The sequence below is a fragment of the Novosphingobium marinum genome (assembly GCF_013408095.1).
In the GTDB taxonomy this organism is placed as follows: domain Bacteria; phylum Pseudomonadota; class Alphaproteobacteria; order Sphingomonadales; family Sphingomonadaceae; genus Novosphingobium; species Novosphingobium marinum.
On the sequence record NZ_JACBZF010000003.1, the window covers coordinates 332302 to 351524 of the forward strand.

Genomic DNA, 19223 nt, shown 5'->3' on the forward strand with positions numbered 1-19223 from the left:
GCAATGGGAGCTGCGTGGGACAGATTGTCACCACGCCAGAAGTCTTGGACGATGGCAGCCACGGTTGCCCTCATCAGTGTTACCGCCGGATATGGCCTCTCGCAGCTTGGCCAAGATGGCGCAGGAACGGCCGAGAGCAGCGGAACGTCGAGCGCAGAATGCGAGGATGTCCTCTACTGGTACGACCCGATGGTCCCCGGACAGCACTTCGACGAACCGGGCAAATCGCCGTTCATGGACATGGAACTGGTGCCCAAATGTGCAGGCGAGGAGGCGACCGCTGGCGTTCAGATCGACGCGGGCCTGGTCCAGAATTTCGGCATTCGCACCGCCGAAGCAGAGTACGGTCTTCTCGAGCCCGAGATAACCGTCACTGGCGTGCTCGCTTACAATGAACGCGACGTCGCGATCGTTCAGCCCCGCGCCGGGGGCTATGTTCAAAGGACTTACGGTCGTGCGCCGGATGACGTGATTGGACGGGGCGCGCCGCTTGCGGATATCCTGGTTCCCGAATGGGGCGGAGCGCAGCAGGAATATCTGGCCGTCCTGAATAGCGGTGATGAAGAACTTGCGCAGGCGATGCGCGAGCGAATGCGCCTTCTGGGCATGTCTCCAGGCCTGATTTCGTCGGTGGGACGCAGCGGACGACCGCATTCGACGATCACTGTTACCGCGCCGATCGGCGGGGCGATCACATCGCTCGGCGTGCGTCCGGGGATGACGGTCATGGCCGGACAGACGCTCGCTGAGATCACCGGTTTCTCGCCGATCTGGCTGGAAGCCGCGGTGCCTGAAACGCAGGCGGCGAATGTACGGGTTGGCCAGCCTGTCAGCGCGAACCTGACCGCGTTTCCCGACGAACGGTTCGCGGGGCGCATTATCGCCATCCTGCCGAGTGCACAGGATGCGAGCCGGACGATCACCGTCCGTGCGCAGCTGCCCAACGCATCCGGACGCCTCAAACCGGGCATGTTCGCGCAGGTTTCGCTGACCCCGGACACACGCCGCGCGCTGCTGGTACCGTCCGAAGCGGTTATCAGGACCGGACGTCGAACCATCGTAATGGTGAAGCAGGACGAGGGCGGTTTCATGCCCGCCGAGGTTCGGATCGGCCGCGAAGCGGGTGGAAGGACCGAAGTGCTGGCCGGACTTTCCGCCGGCGAACAGGTCGTGACATCGGGTCAGTTCCTGCTCGATTCCGAGGCAAGCCTGGCCGGGCTCGATGTCCGCCCGATTGAACAGGGCAGCCGCGAGCAGGCAGATAAAGACGAAGCAACGACTTTCAGTGCGATTGGAACAATCGAGAAAATCGCCGATGGCTCGGTGACGCTGCGCCACGGGCCCGTCCCGCGGCTCGACTGGCCAGCCATGACGATGACCTTCCGCACGAAGAGCGCGGCGCAGATGCGCGGGCTCGAGAAGGGAGACAGAGTCCGTTTCACCTTCATCCAGGAGGATGAGGGCCCCCGGATCGAGACTATCGGGAGGGCCGGACAATGATTGCTCGGATAATCGATGCCTCGATCGCCAACCGCTTGTTCATCGTTCTGGCGGCCATCGCGGTAACGCTAGGCGGTTTCTGGGCAGTGCGCACGACGCCGGTCGACGCGCTGCCCGATCTTTCCGACGTCCAAGTTGTGGTCCGGTCCAACTATCCGGGGCAAGCCCCCCGGATCGTCGAGGACCAGGTTACCTATCCGCTGGCAACGACCATGCTCTCGGTGCCGGGAGCCAAAACCGTCCGCGGTTACTCGATGTTTGGCGACAGCTATGTCTATATCATCTTCGAGGACGGAACCGACCTCTACTGGGCGCGCTCGCGCGTGCTCGAATATCTCAACCAGGTGCAGAACCGCCTGCCCGATGGTGTGACGAGCACGCTGGGTCCAGATGCCACGGGGGTCGGCTGGATTTACGAGTACGCGCTGGTCGATCGCACCGGCGGTCATGACCTTGCCGGGCTACGCAGCCTGCAGGACTGGTTCCTGCGCTACGAGCTCAAGACGATCCCCGGCATTGCCGAAGTCGCGAGCGTCGGCGGTATGGTCAAGCAGTACCAGGTGGTGCTCGAACCTTACCGGATGGCCTCGCTCGGCGTGACCCACGCCGAGATCGTGAGCGCCATCCAGTCTGCCAACCAGGAAGCGGGCGGCTCGATCGTCGAGATGGGCGAAGCCGAATATATGGTTCGCGCCTCGGGCTATCTCGGCGACCTCAATGATTTTCGGCAAATCCCTTTACGTACCGCGAGCGGCGGCGTTCCGGTCACGCTTGGCGACGTAGCGACGATCCAGGTCGGCCCTGAACTGCGGCGTGGCATCGCCGAGCTCAATGGTGAAGGTGAGGTTGCCGGCGGCATCATCGTTCTGCGCCAGGGAGCGGATGCGCGAAGCGCGATCCAGGCCGTGGAGCAAAAACTCGACGAGTTGCAGGCGAGCCTGCCCGAAGGCGTCGAGATCGTCACGACCTACGACCGTTCACAGCTTATCGACGCCTCAGTGGAGAATCTGACCCACAAGCTGATCGAGGAATTCATCGTGGTTGCGCTCGTTTGCGGGCTGTTCCTCTGGCACGCGCGCTCCGCCCTGGTCGCCATCATCACCTTGCCGCTGGGTGTGCTGGCCGCTTTCATCGTGATGCGCTTCCAGGGCGTCAATGCCAACATCATGTCGCTGGGTGGCATCGCCATCGCGATCGGGGCGATGGTCGATGCCGCGGTGGTGATGATCGAGAACGCCCACAAGCATCTCGAACGATGGGAGCACGAAAACCCGGATACCGTGCTCGCGGTAAAGGAACGGTGGAGGATCATCGCCGATGCATCGAAGGAAGTGGGACCGGCGCTGTTCTTCAGCCTGCTGATCATTACGCTGTCGTTCCTACCGGTCTTTACCCTGCAGGCGCAGGAAGGGCGGTTATTTGCACCGCTTGCTTTCACCAAGACCTATGCGATGGCTGCCGCGGCCATTCTTTCGGTAACGCTGGTGCCGGTGATGATGGGTTGGCTGATCCGTGGGAAGATCCCTTCGGAAGATTCCAATTTTCTAAACCGCTGGCTGACGAAAATCTATCGTCCGGGGCTCGACTGGGTCATGCGGCGCCCCAAGGCAACGCTGGCGATCGCGGCGCTGATCTTTCTGACCACCGCGATCCCCTTCACCCGGCTTGGCGGCGAGTTCCTCCCGCCGCTCGATGAAGGCGATTTGCTTTATATGCCGAGTGCATTGCCCGGCCTTTCCCCCGGCGAGGCGTCGGCGCTGCTGCAGCGCACCGATCGCCTGATCAAGTCGGTCCCGGAAGTGGAAAGGGTGTTCGGTAAAGCGGGGCGCGCCGATACGGCGACGGATCCGGCTCCCCTGACGATGTTCGAAACGACGATCCGCTTCAAGCCCCGCGAAGAATGGCGCGAGGGAATGACGCCCGATCTGCTGGTCGAGGAACTCGACCGGGTCGTCCAGGTGCCGGGCCTCGCCAATGTCTGGGTGCCGCCGATCCGCAACCGGATCGACATGCTCGCGACCGGAATCAAGAGCCCGATCGGGGTCAAGGTGTCAGGCGACGATCTCGATCAACTGGAACGCGTTGCACTCGATGTGGAGCGTATCGCCAAGACCGTGCCTGGCGTGAGTTCCGCGCTGGCCGAGCGGCTGTCGGGCGGTCGCTATGTCGATGTCGATATCGACCGGATGGCGGCCGCGCGATACGGACTCAACATTGCCGACATCCAGCAGATCGTCTCTGGTGCAATAGGCGGCGCCAATGTCGCACGGACCGTCGAGGGGCTGGCGCGCTATCCGATCAATGTGCGCTATCCCCGCGAAATCAGGGACAGCGTCGATGAACTCAGGGCCCTGCCGGTTCTGACGCCGTCCGGCCAACAGATTACGCTCGGCACTGTCGCCCGTATCGCCGTCAGCGACGGTCCGCCGATGCTCAAGAGCGAGCAGGGTCGTCTGACCAGCTACATCTATGTCGATGTCCGGGGCCGGGATCTCACCTCGGTGGTGGCCGATCTCCAGGAGGCGGTTGCTGCGGGTGTCGATCTGCCTGCCGGTGTCAGCCTCTCATATGCGGGCCAGTTCGAATATCTGACACGCGCTTATGAGCGGTTGCAGATCGTGGTGCCCGCGACACTGGTGATCATTTTCCTGCTGCTCTACCTCATCTTCAGGAGAGTGGATGAGGCGGCACTCATCATGGGCACCCTGCCTTTCGCGCTCAGTGGCGGTTACTGGCTGCTTTATCTGATGGGCTACAACCAGTCTGTGGCGACAGCGGTTGGCTTCATCGCGCTCGCCGGTGTCTCGGCCGAGTTCGGCGTAGTGATGCTGATCTACCTGAAAGCCGCCCTCGAGCGGCGGCAAGGTACCCTCAGCGCTGAAGAAGTGGACGAAGCCATCCGGGAAGGCGCGCTCCTGCGCGTGCGACCCAAGGCGATGACGGTGGCGGTCATTCTTGCTGGCCTTTTCCCCATCCTGATCGGCACCGGTGCAGGTTCTGAGGTGATGAGCCGGATCGCCGCACCGATGATCGGGGGTATGATAACTGCCCCGCTTCTGTCGATGTTTTTGCTTCCCGCCGCATATTTGCTGTTGCGGCGGCCCCGTCCGGAAAAACCGGCACAAACCGAAGGAGACGAAGAATGCGTACCCCAACCTACATGATCCTGCTCGCAGCTCCGCTGGCGTTGGCAGCCTGCGATAGCGCCGAGGACGCAAGCCAACCGGCAGAAACGATGATGGCCGACGAGATGTCCAACGCGGACAGCATGCCGATGTCAGACGATATGCCGATGATGGACAATGGGGAGGTAGGCCAGTCTGGCAGCGGCGAAGGCTCGGTGACCGAGATCGATGAGGCCGAAGGAAAGATCACGATCGATCACGGCCCTATCCCCGCGGTGGGATGGCCGGCCATGACCATGGCTTTCGCCGCCGATGAGGAAAGCCTCGGCAAGGTGTCGGTCGGCGACCGCGTGACTTTCGAGTTCCGGACTACAGAAGGCGGGGGCGGAGAGCTCACCGCAATCGCCAAGCAGTGAATCGAGAAGCGCCGCACCGAAGGACGGTGCGGCGCACTTCAACCCGGATTGTTTAAATCGATACTCGTCAGAAAGGAGCGCGAGATGATGACCGGAAACAGCATGATTGATGCCCCCATGATGATGTGGGCGATGGGCCTCTTCTGGGTCCTGCTCCTGACACTTATGATCCTTGGGATCCTGGCACTGCTCAAATACCTCAGAACGTAGAAGACCATATGGCGGCGCGAAGTGGTCGTGGTCGAGGCCTTGGACGGTTCGGAACAAGCGCGGCCAGAGCATCGTATTTCAATAGGCGCTTTCGAAACGGGAAGAATACATGACTGACAAATCTGTCACAGGCACGCAGACCGCTGTCCCGAACGAAACGGCGGTCGACCCCGTATGCGGAATGAACGTCGCTATGAAGACTGCGAAATATACGCATGAGCATGAGGGAGCCGAACACTACTTCTGCTCCTCGCGCTGTCTCGACAAATTCCGCGCCGATCCCGAACTCTATCTCTCGAAGGCTCACCTCGACGCCGTAGAAGATGTACCCGAAGGCACGATCTATACCTGCCCCATGCATCCCGAAATCAGACAGCCCGGGCCGGGGTCCTGTCCCATTTGCGGGATGGCGCTCGAACCGGAGACAGTCAGCCTGGACGACGGGCCGGATCCCGAACTCGTCGACATGAGCCGCAGGTTCTGGTGGAGCGCGCTCTTCACGCTTCCGCTGTTTGCGTATGCCATGGGCGACCTTTTACCCTCGAGACCATTCCACGGGGTCATCGACCCGGCCTGGGCACAGTGGCTGCAGCTGGTGCTTGCCTCTCCGGTCGTTCTGTGGGGCGGCTGGCCTTTTTTCACGCGTGCCGTGCAGTCGGTCCGCACGATGAATCTCAACATGTTCACCCTGATCGGGTTTGGCGTAGCGATCGCCTATTTTTTCAGCGTGGTGGCGACGCTCGCGCCGGACATCTTTCCCGATGCGTTTCGCGATGATGCGGGCCGCGTCGGCGTCTATTTCGAAGCCGCCGCGGTCATTACCACACTGGTACTGTTGGGGCAGGTGCTGGAGCTCAAGGCGAGGGGGTCTACTTCGAGCGCCCTACGCGCCCTGCTGGAGCTAGCGCCTCCAAAAGCGATGAAGATCTTCGCCCGCGGCGACGAGCGAGAAGTGCCGCTCGACGAATTGAGTTCGGGCGATCTCCTGCGCGTCCGCCCAGGTGACAAGGTTCCGGTTGATGGCAGCGTCGAGGAAGGCAGCAGCACCGTCGACGAATCGATGATCAGTGGCGAGCCCATCCCGGTCAAGAAAAATGCCGGCGATACGGTAATCGGCGGTACGGTGAACCAGACCGGCAGTTTCACCATGCGCGCCACGAAGGTTGGCGCGGACACCATGCTGTCCAAGATTGTCCAGATGGTGGCGGAGGCGCAGCGCAGCCGGGCGCCGATCCAGCGTCTCGCCGATCAGGTTACTGCCTGGTTCGTACCCATCGTTGTTCTGGTGGCCATCGTCAGTTTCGGTGTCTGGGCGGTGTGGGGGCCTGCGCCGGCTCTGGCATACGCATTGATAAACGCGATCGCCGTTCTGATCATCGCCTGTCCCTGCGCCCTCGGACTGGCGACGCCGATATCGATAATGACCGGCACGGGCAAAGGTGCCCAGCACGGGATCCTTATCAAGAATGCCGAGGCACTCGAAACCCTCGAAAAGATCGATACACTGGTGGTCGATAAGACTGGCACGCTGACGCTCGGGAAACCCGATCTGGTCGATGTGCAACCCCGCTCCGGCTTCACCGACGGCGAATTGCTCAGCCTGGTGGCGGCGGTCGAACGCGGAAGCGAACACCCGCTCGCGCATGCGATAGTCGAGGGTGCTGAAAACCGCGGAGCAGCCATTCTGGATGCCGCGAATATCGAATCCGTCACCGGCGAAGGCATCCAAGCAAACGTCGAGAAACGCAGGATCGCGATCGGCAATGAGAAGATGATGGAGCGCATCGGCGCGCTCGAAGACAGCTGGCGGTTGTCGGCAGATGAAGGTCGACAGCTGGGCCAAACGGTGATGTTCGTGGCAGTGGACGGAGCGCCGGCGGGCCTCATCGCGGTCGCCGACCCGATCAAGGAAACGAGCCGCACTGCCATTACCGCGTTGCACGAGCGAGGCATCAAGGTCGTGATGCTGACCGGCGACAGCGAGGCTACCGCCCTCGCGGTTGCCGAACAGGTCGGCATCGATGAGGTCGAGGCGAACGTCTCGCCAGAAGACAAGCATCGCAAGGTTGAGGAGTTGAAGAGCGGCGGCAGCCGTGTCGCCATGGCCGGCGATGGGATCAACGACGCCCCTGCGCTCGCCGCTTCGCATGTTGGAATTGCAATGGGAACCGGGACCGATGTCGCCATCGAAAGCGCGGGCGTGACACTGGTCCGCGGCGATCTGGTTGGCGTTGTTCAAGCGCTGGTCCTGTCCCGGGCCACGATGCGCAATATCCGCCAGAACCTGTTCTTCGCCTTCGCTTACAATACGCTCGGGATTCCCGTGGCCGCCGGCGTCCTTTATCCTTGGACTGGCATGCTCCTCAGCCCGATGATCGCAGCCGCGGCAATGAGTTTGTCGTCGGTCTCCGTTATCGGCAATGCGCTGAGGCTTAGAGGCCTATCGCTCCCAAGGTTCGACGCGTGAGATGTACTGACCGAAAAGACGAACGCACGGATGTCGCCACGCGATCGCATGGAACGAGCGCTAATCCGAGCGGTGAGACATGGCGCGGCGCACATCCATTGGTTTGGATTTCGGTGATCGGGTTTCTGATCGCCTTCGTCTGGGAGATGCTACAATTGCCCTTCTACGAGGCGGGCGGACTGACGCCCGCGCAGGCCGCATACCGCTGCGGCCTCGCATCGTTCGGCGATGCCGGTATCATGGTCGCGGCCTATCTCGTGGGCTCCATCGGCAACTCGTATTCCCCATGGCTGGTGCGCTGGCCCGCGGGGCGGTTTAGTGCATACCTCGCGACAGGTCTTGTCATCACTGCGAGCGTCGAGGTTCTCGCGGTCGGGACCGACTGGGGCTGGACCTACAGCGATCTCATGCCCCTGCTGCCAGGAACGCATATCGGACTTGTTCCTATGCTCATGTGGGTCATTGTCCCTACTGCGACCCTGTGGCTGGTCCGCAGAATAGGCGTCGGACCGAAGGAGCATCTCCCGAACAATTAGAGCGGGTTCGAGATGCCCCGTTACTGTCAGCGGTGGTGACGATTGCCGTAGCGAAATCCAAGCACCAAAGCGAGGAAGGCTACCAGCTGAGCGGCGAGCGTTTCCACGGTGGGAAAGAACCCGAGATCGGGCAGGCGGGGAAGTCCCGACACCGCGGTCATGGAGATCGTGCCCGCTTCCTGGAACGCGCCCACACCCTTGCCGGCCAGGATGATCGCGAGGACTGCGATCAGTATCGCGCTGTACTTGAAGAATTGCGTGATCGGCAGCTTGCGGCTGTAGCGGAGCATGAACCATGCAATGGCCGACAAAACCGCGACAGCCGACAGCGCTCCTGCAAGTATCACCGAACTGCTATCAGGGCTCCAGAGGGCGGCATAGAACAGGATCGTCTCGAAGGCTTCGCGGTAGACCACGACAAAGGCGAGCCCGAAGAGAAACCATGCCGATCGCCTCGAAAGAGCCTTCCCCATCTTCTGCTGAATATAGCGTCGCCATTCATCCGCATGGCTCTTGCCGTGCATCCAGATCCCGACGGAGATGAGGATAACCGCCGCCAACAGCGCACCAAAACCTTCGGTCATCTCGCGGCTCGCTCCGCTGATAGCGACGAAATAGGTCGCGGCTACCCAGGTGGCGACGCCTGCCAGCAGCGCGGCGATCCAGCCGCCATGAACGTAGGCGATTACTTCGCCGCGGTTCGATTTGCGAACGAAGGCGATCATGGCAATCACCACCAGAAGTGCCTCTACCCCCTCGCGCAGCAGGATCGTGAAGGCGCCCAGAAAAGTGGAGATGTCGCTGGCTGCTTCGGGCGCGAGAGCAACCTCCGCTTGCTCGAGGAGGTTCACGGCGAAGGCGTGTCGTTCGCGCAATCGCAAGACGGATACGTCGCTCTCGATATCTGAACGATACTGGCTGAGCGCTTGCTCGATCTGCCGCATGAGATCGCCATCGCGCGTCGCGAGGATGCCCTCGACCGGTTCGAAGCCGTCAAGATAGGCCGACAGGGCGAGTCGGCGCGCCTCTGCGCGCTCGCCCCGCTCGTAGGCGGCGAGACTTTGCTGGAGCGTCCGGCGCGCGAGATCGAGCGAGCCGTCCGCGCTTTCTTGCCCGACAATCCCGGGATTCGATCGCAGGTACGCCATGACGGCCAATGCCCGGTTCTCTCCGATCGCGTCGGCGAGCTCTGCGGGCGTGATGGCCGCAAGTGTCTCGAGATCGGGTATCAGACGCCGCACCCGGTCATCTTCGCGCCAGATTTTCTCCCCCCGTTCGAGATCCTCGAATGCAATGCCGCCTGCATAGAATGCGAGGGCCCAGCGATCGGCTTCCGAAAGTCCAGCAAAGCTGGGCATCGACGTGCCCTCGAGACCCTGTGTTATGACCTGATAGAGACCGAAAATGCTGCGCTGGCGCGCTCGGTCGGCATCGGTGAAATCGATTGGAGGAGGCTCGAGCGTCATGCTGGCTGCCGGAGGGGAACGGCCCGATGCACCGTGACACGAGGCGCAGTTCTGGGAAAAGAGTGTCGATGCGCGAGACAAATCGGGCGGGCTTCGGGGAGCCAGCGGAACCGGGTACGCCTCCAACAGCGATCCACCCAAGGCACGGGCCAGCCGGGAAACGCGCTCGACCGAAGCTTTCTTCTCAATCGCCTGACGCAGGTCCACAGACATCGCGATTAGACCGGGTTTGGCCGAAACATCGGGAAGCGCGGCTACTTGTTCGCCGACGGTCGAAGAAAATTCGACCATTTCGCTGTATTCGAAATCGTCGATGACCTGCCCGTTCGACACCGCTGCGGAGTAATCGACAGCAATGTAGTCGAGAAGGCGCCAGGTCGTGCGCACCTCTGCGCCCTCCGCGCGCGCTACGCCGGACAGGCTTAGAAGGAGGGAGATGATGAAGACCCTTAGCACCATGTGCGGCGATGGAATGGAAACAGACATCCGAACCCTTCTCAGGCTATGCAATTAAGTCGCAATATCAAATAAACTACTTCTCATGTCCGACGCAACCGGCGGCTGTGCTTTAGACCGTTCATGCTGCCCTGAGCTCGCGCCTCGCTTGGACGAACACGTCGGCACTTCCCCAGATCGCCAAGCTTGCCAGGATTCCGGCAACAGCAAGATCAGGCCATGCCGCCCCCGTCCCGAAAACACCGACCGCGGCCGCTAGCACCGCGACGTTTCCGATCGCGTCGTTGCGCGAACAGATCCATACCGAGCGCATATTCGCGTCCCCGGTTCGATACCGAAAGAGCATCGCCGCGACCGCGAGATTTACTGCGAGCGCCAGGAAACCGACGATGCCCATCGTTCCGGCATCCGGAGATGCGCCGGCGAAGAGGCCCCAGATCGCCGAGCCCAGGACCCAAAGACCAAAGCCCAGCATGGTCGCCGCCTTCGCGAGCGCCGCGCGCGCCCGCCATGCAATCGCCATTCCGGCAACTCCGAGACTGATGGCATAATTGGCCGAATCGCCCAGAAAATCGAGTGCATCGGCCTGTAGCGCGCGCGAATCGGCGGCAATCCCGGCCACGATTTCGACTGCAAACATGATGGCGTTGAGACCAAGGGCCACCCACAGGACCTTGCGCCATCTCGGATCGTTATGGACATCGCCGACATCGGCAGCATCGCAACAATTCTTCGCCATCTACTCGACTCCTGGTTTCAAGACCGCCTATGCACCTTGTAGCCACTACAAGGTCAAGCGATTGGGGATGATGGTATGAGAATTGGTGAGGTCGCGCGGAAGACCGGCGTCAAAGCCGAGACGATCCGCTTTTACGAGCGCGTAGGCATTTTAACCGCCCCATCCCGAACCCGATCGAACTATCGCGATTACGGACCTGCCGAAGCGGCGAGATTGATCTTCATTCGCCGCGCGCGCGATCTCGGCTTTTCGATGCCGGATATCCGCGAACTGCTCGAGCTCTCGGAAGAGGATGATCGATCCTGCGCAGAGGTTGATTCATTGGCGCGCGCGCATCTTGGTCAGGTAGAGCGTAAGATTGCCGCCCTGCAGGTCATGCGCGACGAACTCTCGCGCATGATCGCGAAGTGCGAACAGGACACGATCAGTGAGTGTAGGATCATAGACACTCTTGCCGTGCGCGATAGATAAATCGGAGGCGCCTCTAGAAGCGCAAACTAGCTCCTCCCACGAATCGGCGCGGCGCACCCGGTCTCAGGCCGGTTGGCTGGCGTGCGACAGCATATGTTTCGTCGAGCAGATTATCGATACGCGCGAAGAGTGATACCTCGTCGGTTACGGCAAATCGTCCAGCAAGATCAAAAATGATCCTGTCGTCCACCCGCTCGGCAACCGGAATGGGGCCGCTGCCGGCTTCGGTTCGCACCTTTGATACATAATTGGCACCTAGCGTCATGGATACAGGACCGTAAACAACGCCCGTCTCGGCATACAGCTGATGGCGGGCGAGATACGGCAGGGCATCGCCGGCGGAAACGGAACCGAAAAATTCGCTCTCAAAATTGCTGTCGAACTGTGCGTCGGTAAACGTGTACGCAACTGAGATGGGAAATGAAATCGCCTCGCCGATCGTCGGTGTCGCCGAGGCGGAGAGCTCAACACCTTTGGCCGTAACGGCCCCACCATTGAACTGATCGCCGATGTCTCCCACGCTGCACCCGACCGACTGCGTGCAATTTCCGAGCAGGTTGGAATAATCGGAGTAGAACGCAATTGCAGAGGCGCTTACCAGATTGTTTTGGAACCTGGCGCCAGCTTCGTAATTCCAGCTTTTCTCCGCACGGGCGTCCGGATTGCCCGGGCCGGGAGGGGAGAAGCCGCGTGAGACTCCTGCAATCAGCCGAACATTCCCGAGATCGTATGTGGCACCGAGCGCTGGGAGCCATTCATCGATGTTCGTTTTGCGCGTGCGTGTCGGACCAGCCAGTCGCTCGGGATCGTCCCGACCATAATCCAGCCTGGTCAACGTGATGCCCTCGTAGCGAATGCCAGGTGTGAGTGTGAGCCTTCCAAACTCAATCCTGTCCTCGAAGTAAAAGGCGATGGCATCAGCTTTGGCCTCGCGATTGGCTTGTGCTCCGAGCGCCGTCTGACGGACAAAAACAAGATCGCCGGCTGTTTGCGAATAAAAGTCCTCATTTTGCAGACGGTCCTCTTCATCCTCATGGATGCGCGCCGATACAGTAAGATTGTGTCGAAGCGATCCCGTATCGAAAGGCTTTTCCAACGACACCTGCAACCCTTGACTGCGGTACACGCGATTGTTGTTACGGACCCGAAGCGCTCCCGCGGCGCTGTCCGCTCCACGAAGAATGGCCAAGGCTTCAGGGTTTGCATCAGGATCATCAAACACGGGCTGAATGGCCTCAAAGCGGCCATCGCCATCGAAGTCGATATCCTGCAATTTTGACCAGCTTCGAGCGAAATCGTTGCGATAGAGCGTCGCGGCGATCTTCGTATCATCGATGAGGCGGAGACTGCCTGTTATCCGGTATTGGTCATGCTCACCGGTAAAGCGGTCGCGTTGGCTTGCCGCATAACGTCGATAAGGGTCGGCGGCAAAGTCTGTATCAACAAGCCCGAGATAGGTCTCGTTCGCGTCCAGCTCGGATCTTCCATAGACAAGCTCGAGGCGAGCGTCGGTGGGCGCGTCAGGGCTTGAATGCACGGCAAACCGCCCGCGGTAATCCTGACGATCAAAGCCGGTGTCGGCATTCGGGAACCCGTCAATCGTCTTGAACCCGTCGCTCCCCTGCTGAAAGGTCTCGAGCAGCGCACCCACATTATCTGTCTCGCCACCGACCCAGCCATGTCCCTGGTAGTAGCCGCGCGATCCGTATTGGCCTGAAGCCGAACCGGCGAAGCCCGCGACGGGGATCGGCGTCGAGCGAAAGTTCACGGCCCCGCCGATCGTGCGGGGTCCGTAAGCCACAGCCCTAGCTCCCTTGACGACTTCGACAGCCGCCATTCGGCCAACCGCCGGAAAATAGTAGGCTGCGGGGGCCGCGTAGGGGGCTGGCGCAATGAGCACCCCGTCTTCCATCAGCGTGATATTGCTCGAACGTTCCACCGGAGTACCGCGCAATCCGATATTGGGAAAAAGTCCGAACCCGTCCTCTTCTTGAAGATTGACCCCCGGCACCTGCCGCAAGACCCTATTGACGTCGCCATACTCAAATTCGCGAAGGTCCTCGGGGCCGACAATGTCCGCCGACCCGGCGACGTCGCCCTCATCAACTCGCCCGCCGGTGACGATGATCGATTCGGATTGCGGAGGCATGCCGCCCTGCGCGCCTGAACCGCTTTTGGCATCAACCGACTGCGCGACCGCCGGACTGGAGAGCGCCAATGCCAGAAGAGAGACAGTTGCACGGTACATATTCAATCCTTTCAAATCCGTTCGACGCCCTAATAACCATTCTGCTATTGATTCGCAATAGTGATATATGCCGATGTCCTGCGTTTGCGAGGAGGCGAAAGGTGGGTGCTAGAGACTTGGCGGGACGCTCAAACAGCTACCTCACCGAGAAGAGTGATGAGGCGGAACCAGGTCGGTGTTGCAATCGTGCGCTTTGCAAGCCTCGAGCGTCGCATGCGCAATTTCGAACCGCTGAGCGAGTTGCTCTTTCACGGACATTTTTAAGGTTTCAAAATCATCGAGTGATCCCGACGAGAGAACAATGTGCGTTTCGAGAGCGCGATGGTGTTCGCCGAGATTCCAAATATGGACGTGGTGCACGCTTTCGATGCCTTGCTGGCTTTCAAGAAAGGCGACGATCCGGTCGAATTCCAGCTCGTCGGGAACAGCTCCCATCAATAGTCGCACAGTTCGCGGAAGAAGCGTAACACCCTGCCAGATCACATAACCTGCGATGATCAGCGTAATCACAAGGTCGGCGATGGTAAGATCGTAGAGAAGGATGAGTACGCCGGCTACAATCACGCCAACCGATGCCAACGCGTCCGAGACGTTATGCAGGAAGGCTGCCTTCATATTGATGCTGTCATGCGCGCCGCGATAGACGATAAAGGCGGTCACGAGATCGATGATCAGAGCGATGCCCGCCACCCAGATCACCGTCCATCCCTCGACCGGCTGCGGCTCGGCGAAACGGTTGACTGCCTCGACGATCAGATAGAATCCGATGATGAGCAAGGTCGTCAAATTGATGAGCGCGGCGACCACTTCTCCCTGGGCGTACCCGAAGGTCATCAGCTTGTCGGCCGGACGTCGACCCATCCGGCGCGCAAACCATGCAAGGCCCAGGGAAGCCGCGTCGCTGAAATTGTGCAACGCATCCGCGATTAGTGCCAGCGAGCCCGAAACGATGCCGCCGATGATCTGGGCCAACGTCAGGAGAACATTGATGGCGACAGCAAACACAAGCTGGCGATCGCTCAGGTTTTCCTCACCGTGGCTGTGTCCTGCATGGCCGTGGGCGTGCGCCATCATCGCGCTCCTTCTTTAGAAAGTTTACTATCGGTTGCGCTCGGATGCTGGAGGATGGCATCGGAAACCCCTGTCGCTTGGAGCACGGCGTCGAGACCGGCGGCGAGCAGGCCGAATCCCGCCATGCCGCATATAAATGCCACCAGCGCCTTCACGTTCATTCGGCATCGCTTGACAAAGGGCCGGGCAATCAAGTGAACAGAGGCCAAGAGAAAATAGCCCGCGAGCAGTATCGCCATCGCGCCATCGACGTTGCTGTTTCTCCCGTGCAAAAGCCAGAAAGCCCCGACAACCCAGGCGACGAAGACAAGCGCGAGAATGACATGGACCGCGCCGCGATCCATGGGGTTCACGATCTCTTCGAGCAGACTGGCGGTGGTTCTTCTTGCGACCAAGAGAGCGGATAGGCCGACTCCAAATGTGGCAGCCAAGCCAGCGTAGACAGAGATGGCCGATGCAGCTCCTAAAACGAGCCCACCGCATGCCAGCGCGATGCCGGATGCACACAGAATGCCTACTTTCGGCCCGCGCTTGGGTCCCCAGCGCCGGTAGATCCCTTCTACGACCTTCGTCGATAGAAGATAGAGGGCACCGCCCGCAGGAAACAAGACGACGGACCCCAAGCTTCCCGCTATAAAACCGCCCGACTGCTCGGCCATAATGAACGCGAGCATGACGAACACACCGGAAATTATAGCGCCCCAGAGTCGCTCTACGGCGTGCGAGGATCCGTTCCGTTCTTCCCAGATTGCACCGATCCCGAGACCTAGGCTCGCCATCATGGCCATGCCTAGAACCCGCGAGGCATCCTCGGTGGCGAATATTTCATGAATAAGCGTCATTCGCGCTTGTCGCCATGCACGGTTCCGCGTTCGTCATGCCGATCCTTGTGGGTGTCGCGCAGAATGTCGATCCCGCCATATATGGCAATTGCCGCAACGGCGACGCCAACGACGAGATCGGGCCAGTTGGCACCTGTCAGCATGACGATAATGGCGGCAATTATGATGCCACCATTGGAGATGAAATCGTTAAAGCTGAAGGTTGTGGCGGCGCGGAGATTGACGTCCTTCTCCTGCATGTTCTGCAGCATTCGTAGACAGATCAGATTCACGACAGCTGCCACTGCAGCCATCGCCATCATCATTACTCCGCCGGGATCGGAACCCTCCACGAAGCGCCTTATGGCATCGGCAATGACCCCGGCAGCGAAGACCAGCAGCATGATCCCTGAAAAGCGAGCGGCTCCGCGCTTCCATTTCCGTGATCGGGTCAAGGCGAGCAGGCTGAGCGCATAGACAATGGCGTCCGAAGAATTATCGAGGCCGTTAGCCAGGAGGGCGTTGGAATCGGCCAGATAGCCGACGGCGAAAAACCCGATGGCAATCGCCACGTTGAGCCACAGAACAATCGAAAGCGTTTTCCGCTTGGCAGTTGTATCGAGTTGCAGATCCCCTTCGCCGCTCATGCGTTGACACCTCGGGCTTGAGCCCAATTCTCCGCCTGCTTGCGTTTGGAAAACGGAAAGACCTGCAACTCCGCGCGGAACAGGCGGTCAAATATTCGAGTGCCCCGCTTTTCCGGTTTCTGGTCGTCGACGATAGCAATCCGCCCGAAGCTGTCCTTGGGCCGGATGTCGAACTTAAGGTCACGCCAAAGACCTCCCGAAAAGTTTGGTGCGAGTGCGAGCAGCATCGGAACCGTATCGTTTCTGCGCCGCGCGCTACGTTCGAAAACGGCCACGAAGGTATCGCAATCTGATGTTTGCACCGTTCGGGCGGCCTCGACCAGGTTCAGTCCATCCTCTTCCGACAAATTCAACACAGCTCCCTCCAAAGTTGGTACACTTGAAGTTCGTTCAGCGCGGGCCGTCGGCATGGGGACGTGGGAAAGTTCAAGCGCCGACATTTGCCAAAGCCTGCTCACTGCTATGGTGGGATGGAGGCCCATTGTCGCTAGAACGTTTCTCGCGATAGGCGAGAAGCCGTAGAGCATTGGCAACGACAATCAGTGTAGAGCCCTCATGCACAGCAACTGCGGGACCAATGCCGAGACCGAAGATGGTCGCCGGAATGAGCACTGCGACAATCCCGAGGCTCACCACCATGTTCTGGCGAATGATGGAACGGGTCTTGCGGCTGAGGTCGACCGCGAACGGCAGCTTGGCGAGGTCATCTGCCATAAGTGCGACATCGGCGGTTTCCAATGCGACGTCGGACCCGGCTGCGCCCATTGCTATCCCGACGGTTGCATTTGCCATGGCAGGAGCATCGTTCACCCCGTCTCCGACCATTGCCACTTTGTCCTGACCGGCGAGCTTGCGGATAGCTTCGACTTTGTCATCAGGCATTAGATTGCCCCATGCCTCATCGAGACCAACATCCTCTCCGACAGCGTCGGCGACCCTCTGATCATCGCCGGAGATCATGATCATTCTCGTGATTCCGAGTTCGCGCAGCGCGTTAAGCGTCGTTCTTGCTGCCGCGCGCGGTGTGTCCAATAGCCCAATGGCTCCAAGATCGCGCGTCCGCGAACGGATAGCCATCGTGGTCCGCCCACGCTCGCGCAAAACCTCGATTGCGCTCGTCAATTCAGGGCCAAGCGGAGGGACCCCGTCGACACCGAACATCTCGAGTTTGCCGATCCAGACTTTTTCACCTCCGACGATCGCGGTAATGCCCTTGCCCGTGAAACTTTCGAGGTCGGTCGCCGCCGGCAACGCTTCTTCACCATTTCGCTCGGCACTATCCCTGACGATGGCTTGGGCCAGCGGATGGTCGCTCAAACTCTCCGCTGCCGACGCGATTCTCAGCAATTCGCGCTCGGACACGCCGGTCGCTGTCTCGATATCGGTTATTCGGGGCTCACCTTCAGTCAGCGTGCCCGTCTTGTCGAATGCGATGGCCTTCAATGCACCTAAATCTTCGAGGGGTGCGCCGCCTTTTACGAGGACGCCGCCTCGCGCAGCTCGCGCGACCCCGGACAGGACCGCGCTAGGCGTCGCAATAGCGAGTGCGCAGGGGCTGGCAGCGACCAACACTGCCATGGCGCGGTAGAAGCTATCGCGGAACGGCTCGTCTATGATGACCCAGGAGAAGAGCAAAAGCCCCGCAAGCGCGAGCACGGCAGGCACGAAAATGCGCTCGAAGCGCTGCGTGAAACGCTGGGTTGGCGATTGCTGCGCTTCGGCGGCACTCACCATCTGCACCACTTTCGAAAGAGTGGTTTCGCTCGACCGGCGGGTCACCACGACTTCGAGAGCCCCCGAGCCATTTATTGTGCCGGCGAAAACCCGGTGGGTGTCTGCCAGCCTGTCGGGAGTCTTCCGCGCGGAAGCGATATCCGATACCGCGCTCTTGTCGACGGGCACGCTTTCGCCCGTGACCGGGGCCTGGTTAATGGCGCTCGCCCCTTCAGACACAAAGCCATCGGCAGGCAAGCGCTCATTCGGGCGGACGACCACAACATCGCCTACCACGAGTTCCTCGACGCGTATCTCCTCGACAGCCTCGCCGCGCTTCACGCGAGCTGTTTCGGGAGCGAGCTCGGCGAGCGCTTCGATCGCTCTTTTCGCGCGACCCATTGCATAGCGCTCAAGGGCGTGGCCGAAGCTGAACAGAAAAAGCAGCAACGCGCCCTCCGCCCATTCGCCGAGGATCGCAGCGCCCGCAGCCGCCACAAGCATAAGACTGTCGATCTCGAACCGGCGGAGCCGGAGATTGTCCCAGGCCTCTCTGAGTGTGTAGAACCCACCGAAAAAATATGCCGTAACGTAGCAGAGAAGAGGCACGAACTGGGGGTAGTTCCCCCATAGTTTTTCAATGCCGAAGCCCGTTGCGAGCAAGCCCCCCGACGCCAGGGAAAAATAGAGCTCCGTATTGGCACCAAGAATGCCGCCATGCTTATGATCGTGCTCGCCACCTCCATCGTGGGCATGCCGTTCGCGTGAAGAGTGGGAAACATTGCCGGAAGTTTTCGCTCGTCGCGTAGCGCCAAATCCTTTTAGCGCTGCGACAATTTTCTGCTCGTCGGTCCGTTGGCGGTCGAACTCGATCACGAACGTCCCCGCCGCATCGGCATAGGCTTCGAGCACCCCGGTTTGCCGAGCGATAAGATCGGCAACGGTCCGGGCGCGCCGTGTGGAGTTCACGCCATCGACGTCATAGGTCAGGTGGCCGTACCGACTGGAGATCTCTGCCCCGGCCACATGCGCAAGCTCCTTGATGCGCGCGACGGAGAGCCGGTCTGGATCATAAGAGATGTTAAGCCGCGCTGCAGATTGGCCCGGCTGCTCTTCCACGGTGACGTCGTGAACACCTGTCTGTCCACGCAGCAGCGCCTGAAGTCTTCCGATACACGGATCATCGCTCGTTGCTTCGGGCACGAGAGCTGACACTTCGATTTGAATAGTACGTGCCAATTTGCCTTTCTCCTTTGAAGAAACCGTCGAACGCAATTGAGCCGTGCCGGAATTCGCGGCACCCGAGCCTTCATGGATCGAACGAGCCGGTCATTCGA

General features: G+C 60.4%; 15 protein-coding genes. 7 read left to right on the forward strand and 8 right to left on the reverse strand.

The features are described from left to right. The first annotated feature begins 3 nt into the window (after positions 1-3). The 6 genes from FHS75_RS10975 (at position 4) to FHS75_RS10995 (ending at position 8254) form a co-directional block, all read left to right on the forward strand. On the forward strand, positions 4-1500 hold the full coding sequence (locus FHS75_RS10975) for an efflux RND transporter periplasmic adaptor subunit (protein ID WP_179407807.1): 1497 nt from the start codon (positions 4-6) through the stop codon (positions 1498-1500). Beyond that, positions 1497-4664 (forward strand): efflux RND transporter permease subunit, encoded by a 3168-nt coding sequence (locus FHS75_RS10980; RefSeq protein ID WP_179407721.1) that lies wholly within the window; start codon positions 1497-1499, stop codon positions 4662-4664. Before FHS75_RS10975 ends, FHS75_RS10980 begins: the two co-directional genes overlap by 4 nt. Continuing rightward, a complete protein-coding gene (locus FHS75_RS10985) occupies positions 4643-5041 on the forward strand; it encodes a copper-binding protein (protein WP_229735557.1) in 399 nt (132 codons plus the stop codon). Before FHS75_RS10980 ends, FHS75_RS10985 begins: the two co-directional genes overlap by 22 nt. An 84-nt stretch (positions 5042-5125) precedes the next feature. Further along, positions 5126-5251: a hypothetical protein gene (locus FHS75_RS18095; RefSeq protein ID WP_268234538.1), complete on the forward strand. Its 126-nt coding sequence runs from the start codon at positions 5126-5128 to the stop codon at positions 5249-5251. A 109-nt stretch (positions 5252-5360) separates the two neighbouring features. Continuing rightward, a complete protein-coding gene (locus tag FHS75_RS10990; RefSeq protein WP_179407722.1) occupies positions 5361-7718 on the forward strand; it encodes a heavy metal translocating P-type ATPase in 2358 nt (785 codons plus the stop codon). Positions 7719-7831: 113 nt separating this feature from the next. After that, entirely contained in the window at positions 7832-8254 is a 423-nt protein-coding gene (locus FHS75_RS10995) for a hypothetical protein (protein WP_229735558.1), read from the forward strand. Positions 8255-8280: 26 nt separating this feature from the next. Here FHS75_RS10995 and FHS75_RS11000 read toward each other — a convergent pair whose 3' ends face one another. Together FHS75_RS11000 and FHS75_RS11005 are read right to left on the reverse strand one after the other, a co-directional pair. After that, a complete protein-coding gene (locus tag FHS75_RS11000; protein WP_229735559.1) occupies positions 8281-10206 on the reverse strand; it encodes a cytochrome c/FTR1 family iron permease in 1926 nt (641 codons plus the stop codon). A gap of 91 nt (positions 10207-10297) precedes the next feature. Next, positions 10298-10915, reverse strand: coding sequence for a cation efflux transmembrane domain-containing protein (locus FHS75_RS11005; RefSeq protein ID WP_047822057.1), 618 nt, complete (start codon positions 10913-10915; stop codon positions 10298-10300). A gap of 75 nt (positions 10916-10990) precedes the next feature. Between FHS75_RS11005 and FHS75_RS11010 the strand changes: the two genes are divergently transcribed. Continuing rightward, on the forward strand, positions 10991-11386 hold the full coding sequence (locus tag FHS75_RS11010) for a MerR family transcriptional regulator (protein WP_047822055.1): 396 nt from the start codon (positions 10991-10993) through the stop codon (positions 11384-11386). 13 nt (positions 11387-11399) lie between these two features. Here FHS75_RS11010 and FHS75_RS11015 read toward each other — a convergent pair whose 3' ends face one another. From FHS75_RS11015 to FHS75_RS11040, 6 genes are all read right to left on the reverse strand, one after another. Beyond that, positions 11400-13634, reverse strand: coding sequence for a TonB-dependent receptor family protein (locus FHS75_RS11015; RefSeq protein ID WP_179407724.1), 2235 nt, complete (start codon positions 13632-13634; stop codon positions 11400-11402). A 141-nt stretch (positions 13635-13775) separates the two neighbouring features. Beyond that, positions 13776-14708, reverse strand: coding sequence for a cation diffusion facilitator family transporter (locus FHS75_RS11020; RefSeq protein WP_230279166.1), 933 nt, complete (start codon positions 14706-14708; stop codon positions 13776-13778). Beyond that, positions 14705-15547, reverse strand: coding sequence for a hypothetical protein (locus FHS75_RS11025; protein ID WP_047822051.1), 843 nt, complete (start codon positions 15545-15547; stop codon positions 14705-14707). The genes FHS75_RS11020 and FHS75_RS11025 overlap by 4 nt, the downstream gene beginning before the upstream one ends. Then, entirely contained in the window at positions 15544-16173 is a 630-nt protein-coding gene (locus tag FHS75_RS11030; protein ID WP_047822049.1) for a cation diffusion facilitator family transporter, read from the reverse strand. Before FHS75_RS11030 ends, FHS75_RS11025 begins: the two co-directional genes overlap by 4 nt. Then, complete coding sequence (locus tag FHS75_RS11035) at positions 16170-16613, reverse strand: SpoIIAA family protein (protein WP_082892251.1); 444 nt, start codon at positions 16611-16613, stop codon at positions 16170-16172. The genes FHS75_RS11030 and FHS75_RS11035 overlap by 4 nt, the downstream gene beginning before the upstream one ends. After that, a complete protein-coding gene (locus FHS75_RS11040) occupies positions 16600-19125 on the reverse strand; it encodes a heavy metal translocating P-type ATPase (protein WP_160733291.1) in 2526 nt (841 codons plus the stop codon). The genes FHS75_RS11035 and FHS75_RS11040 overlap by 14 nt, the downstream gene beginning before the upstream one ends. Positions 19126-19223: the final 98 nt, after the last annotated feature.

Coding starts and splice junctions, on each gene's coding strand:
- FHS75_RS10980 (WP_179407721.1), top strand. CDS start 1,497: ATGATTGCTCGGATAATCGATGCCTCGATCGCCAACCGCTTGTTCATC.
- FHS75_RS10975 (WP_179407807.1), top strand. CDS start 4: ATGGGAGCTGCGTGGGACAGATTGTCACCACGCCAGAAGTCTTGGACG.
- FHS75_RS10985 (WP_229735557.1), top strand. CDS start 4,643: ATGCGTACCCCAACCTACATGATCCTGCTCGCAGCTCCGCTGGCGTTG.
- FHS75_RS11005 (WP_047822057.1), bottom strand. CDS start 10,915: ATGGCGAAGAATTGTTGCGATGCTGCCGATGTCGGCGATGTCCATAAC.
- FHS75_RS10990 (WP_179407722.1), top strand. CDS start 5,361: ATGACTGACAAATCTGTCACAGGCACGCAGACCGCTGTCCCGAACGAA.
- FHS75_RS11020 (WP_230279166.1), bottom strand. CDS start 14,708: ATGATGGCGCACGCCCACGGCCATGCAGGACACAGCCACGGTGAGGAA.
- FHS75_RS11010 (WP_047822055.1), top strand. CDS start 10,991: ATGAGAATTGGTGAGGTCGCGCGGAAGACCGGCGTCAAAGCCGAGACG.
- FHS75_RS11025 (WP_047822051.1), bottom strand. CDS start 15,547: ATGACGCTTATTCATGAAATATTCGCCACCGAGGATGCCTCGCGGGTT.
- FHS75_RS11000 (WP_229735559.1), bottom strand. CDS start 10,206: ATGTCTGTTTCCATTCCATCGCCGCACATGGTGCTAAGGGTCTTCATC.
- FHS75_RS11030 (WP_047822049.1), bottom strand. CDS start 16,173: ATGAGCGGCGAAGGGGATCTGCAACTCGATACAACTGCCAAGCGGAAA.
- FHS75_RS11035 (WP_082892251.1), bottom strand. CDS start 16,613: ATGTCGGCGCTTGAACTTTCCCACGTCCCCATGCCGACGGCCCGCGCT.
- FHS75_RS11015 (WP_179407724.1), bottom strand. CDS start 13,634: ATGTACCGTGCAACTGTCTCTCTTCTGGCATTGGCGCTCTCCAGTCCG.
- FHS75_RS18095 (WP_268234538.1), top strand. CDS start 5,126: ATGATGACCGGAAACAGCATGATTGATGCCCCCATGATGATGTGGGCG.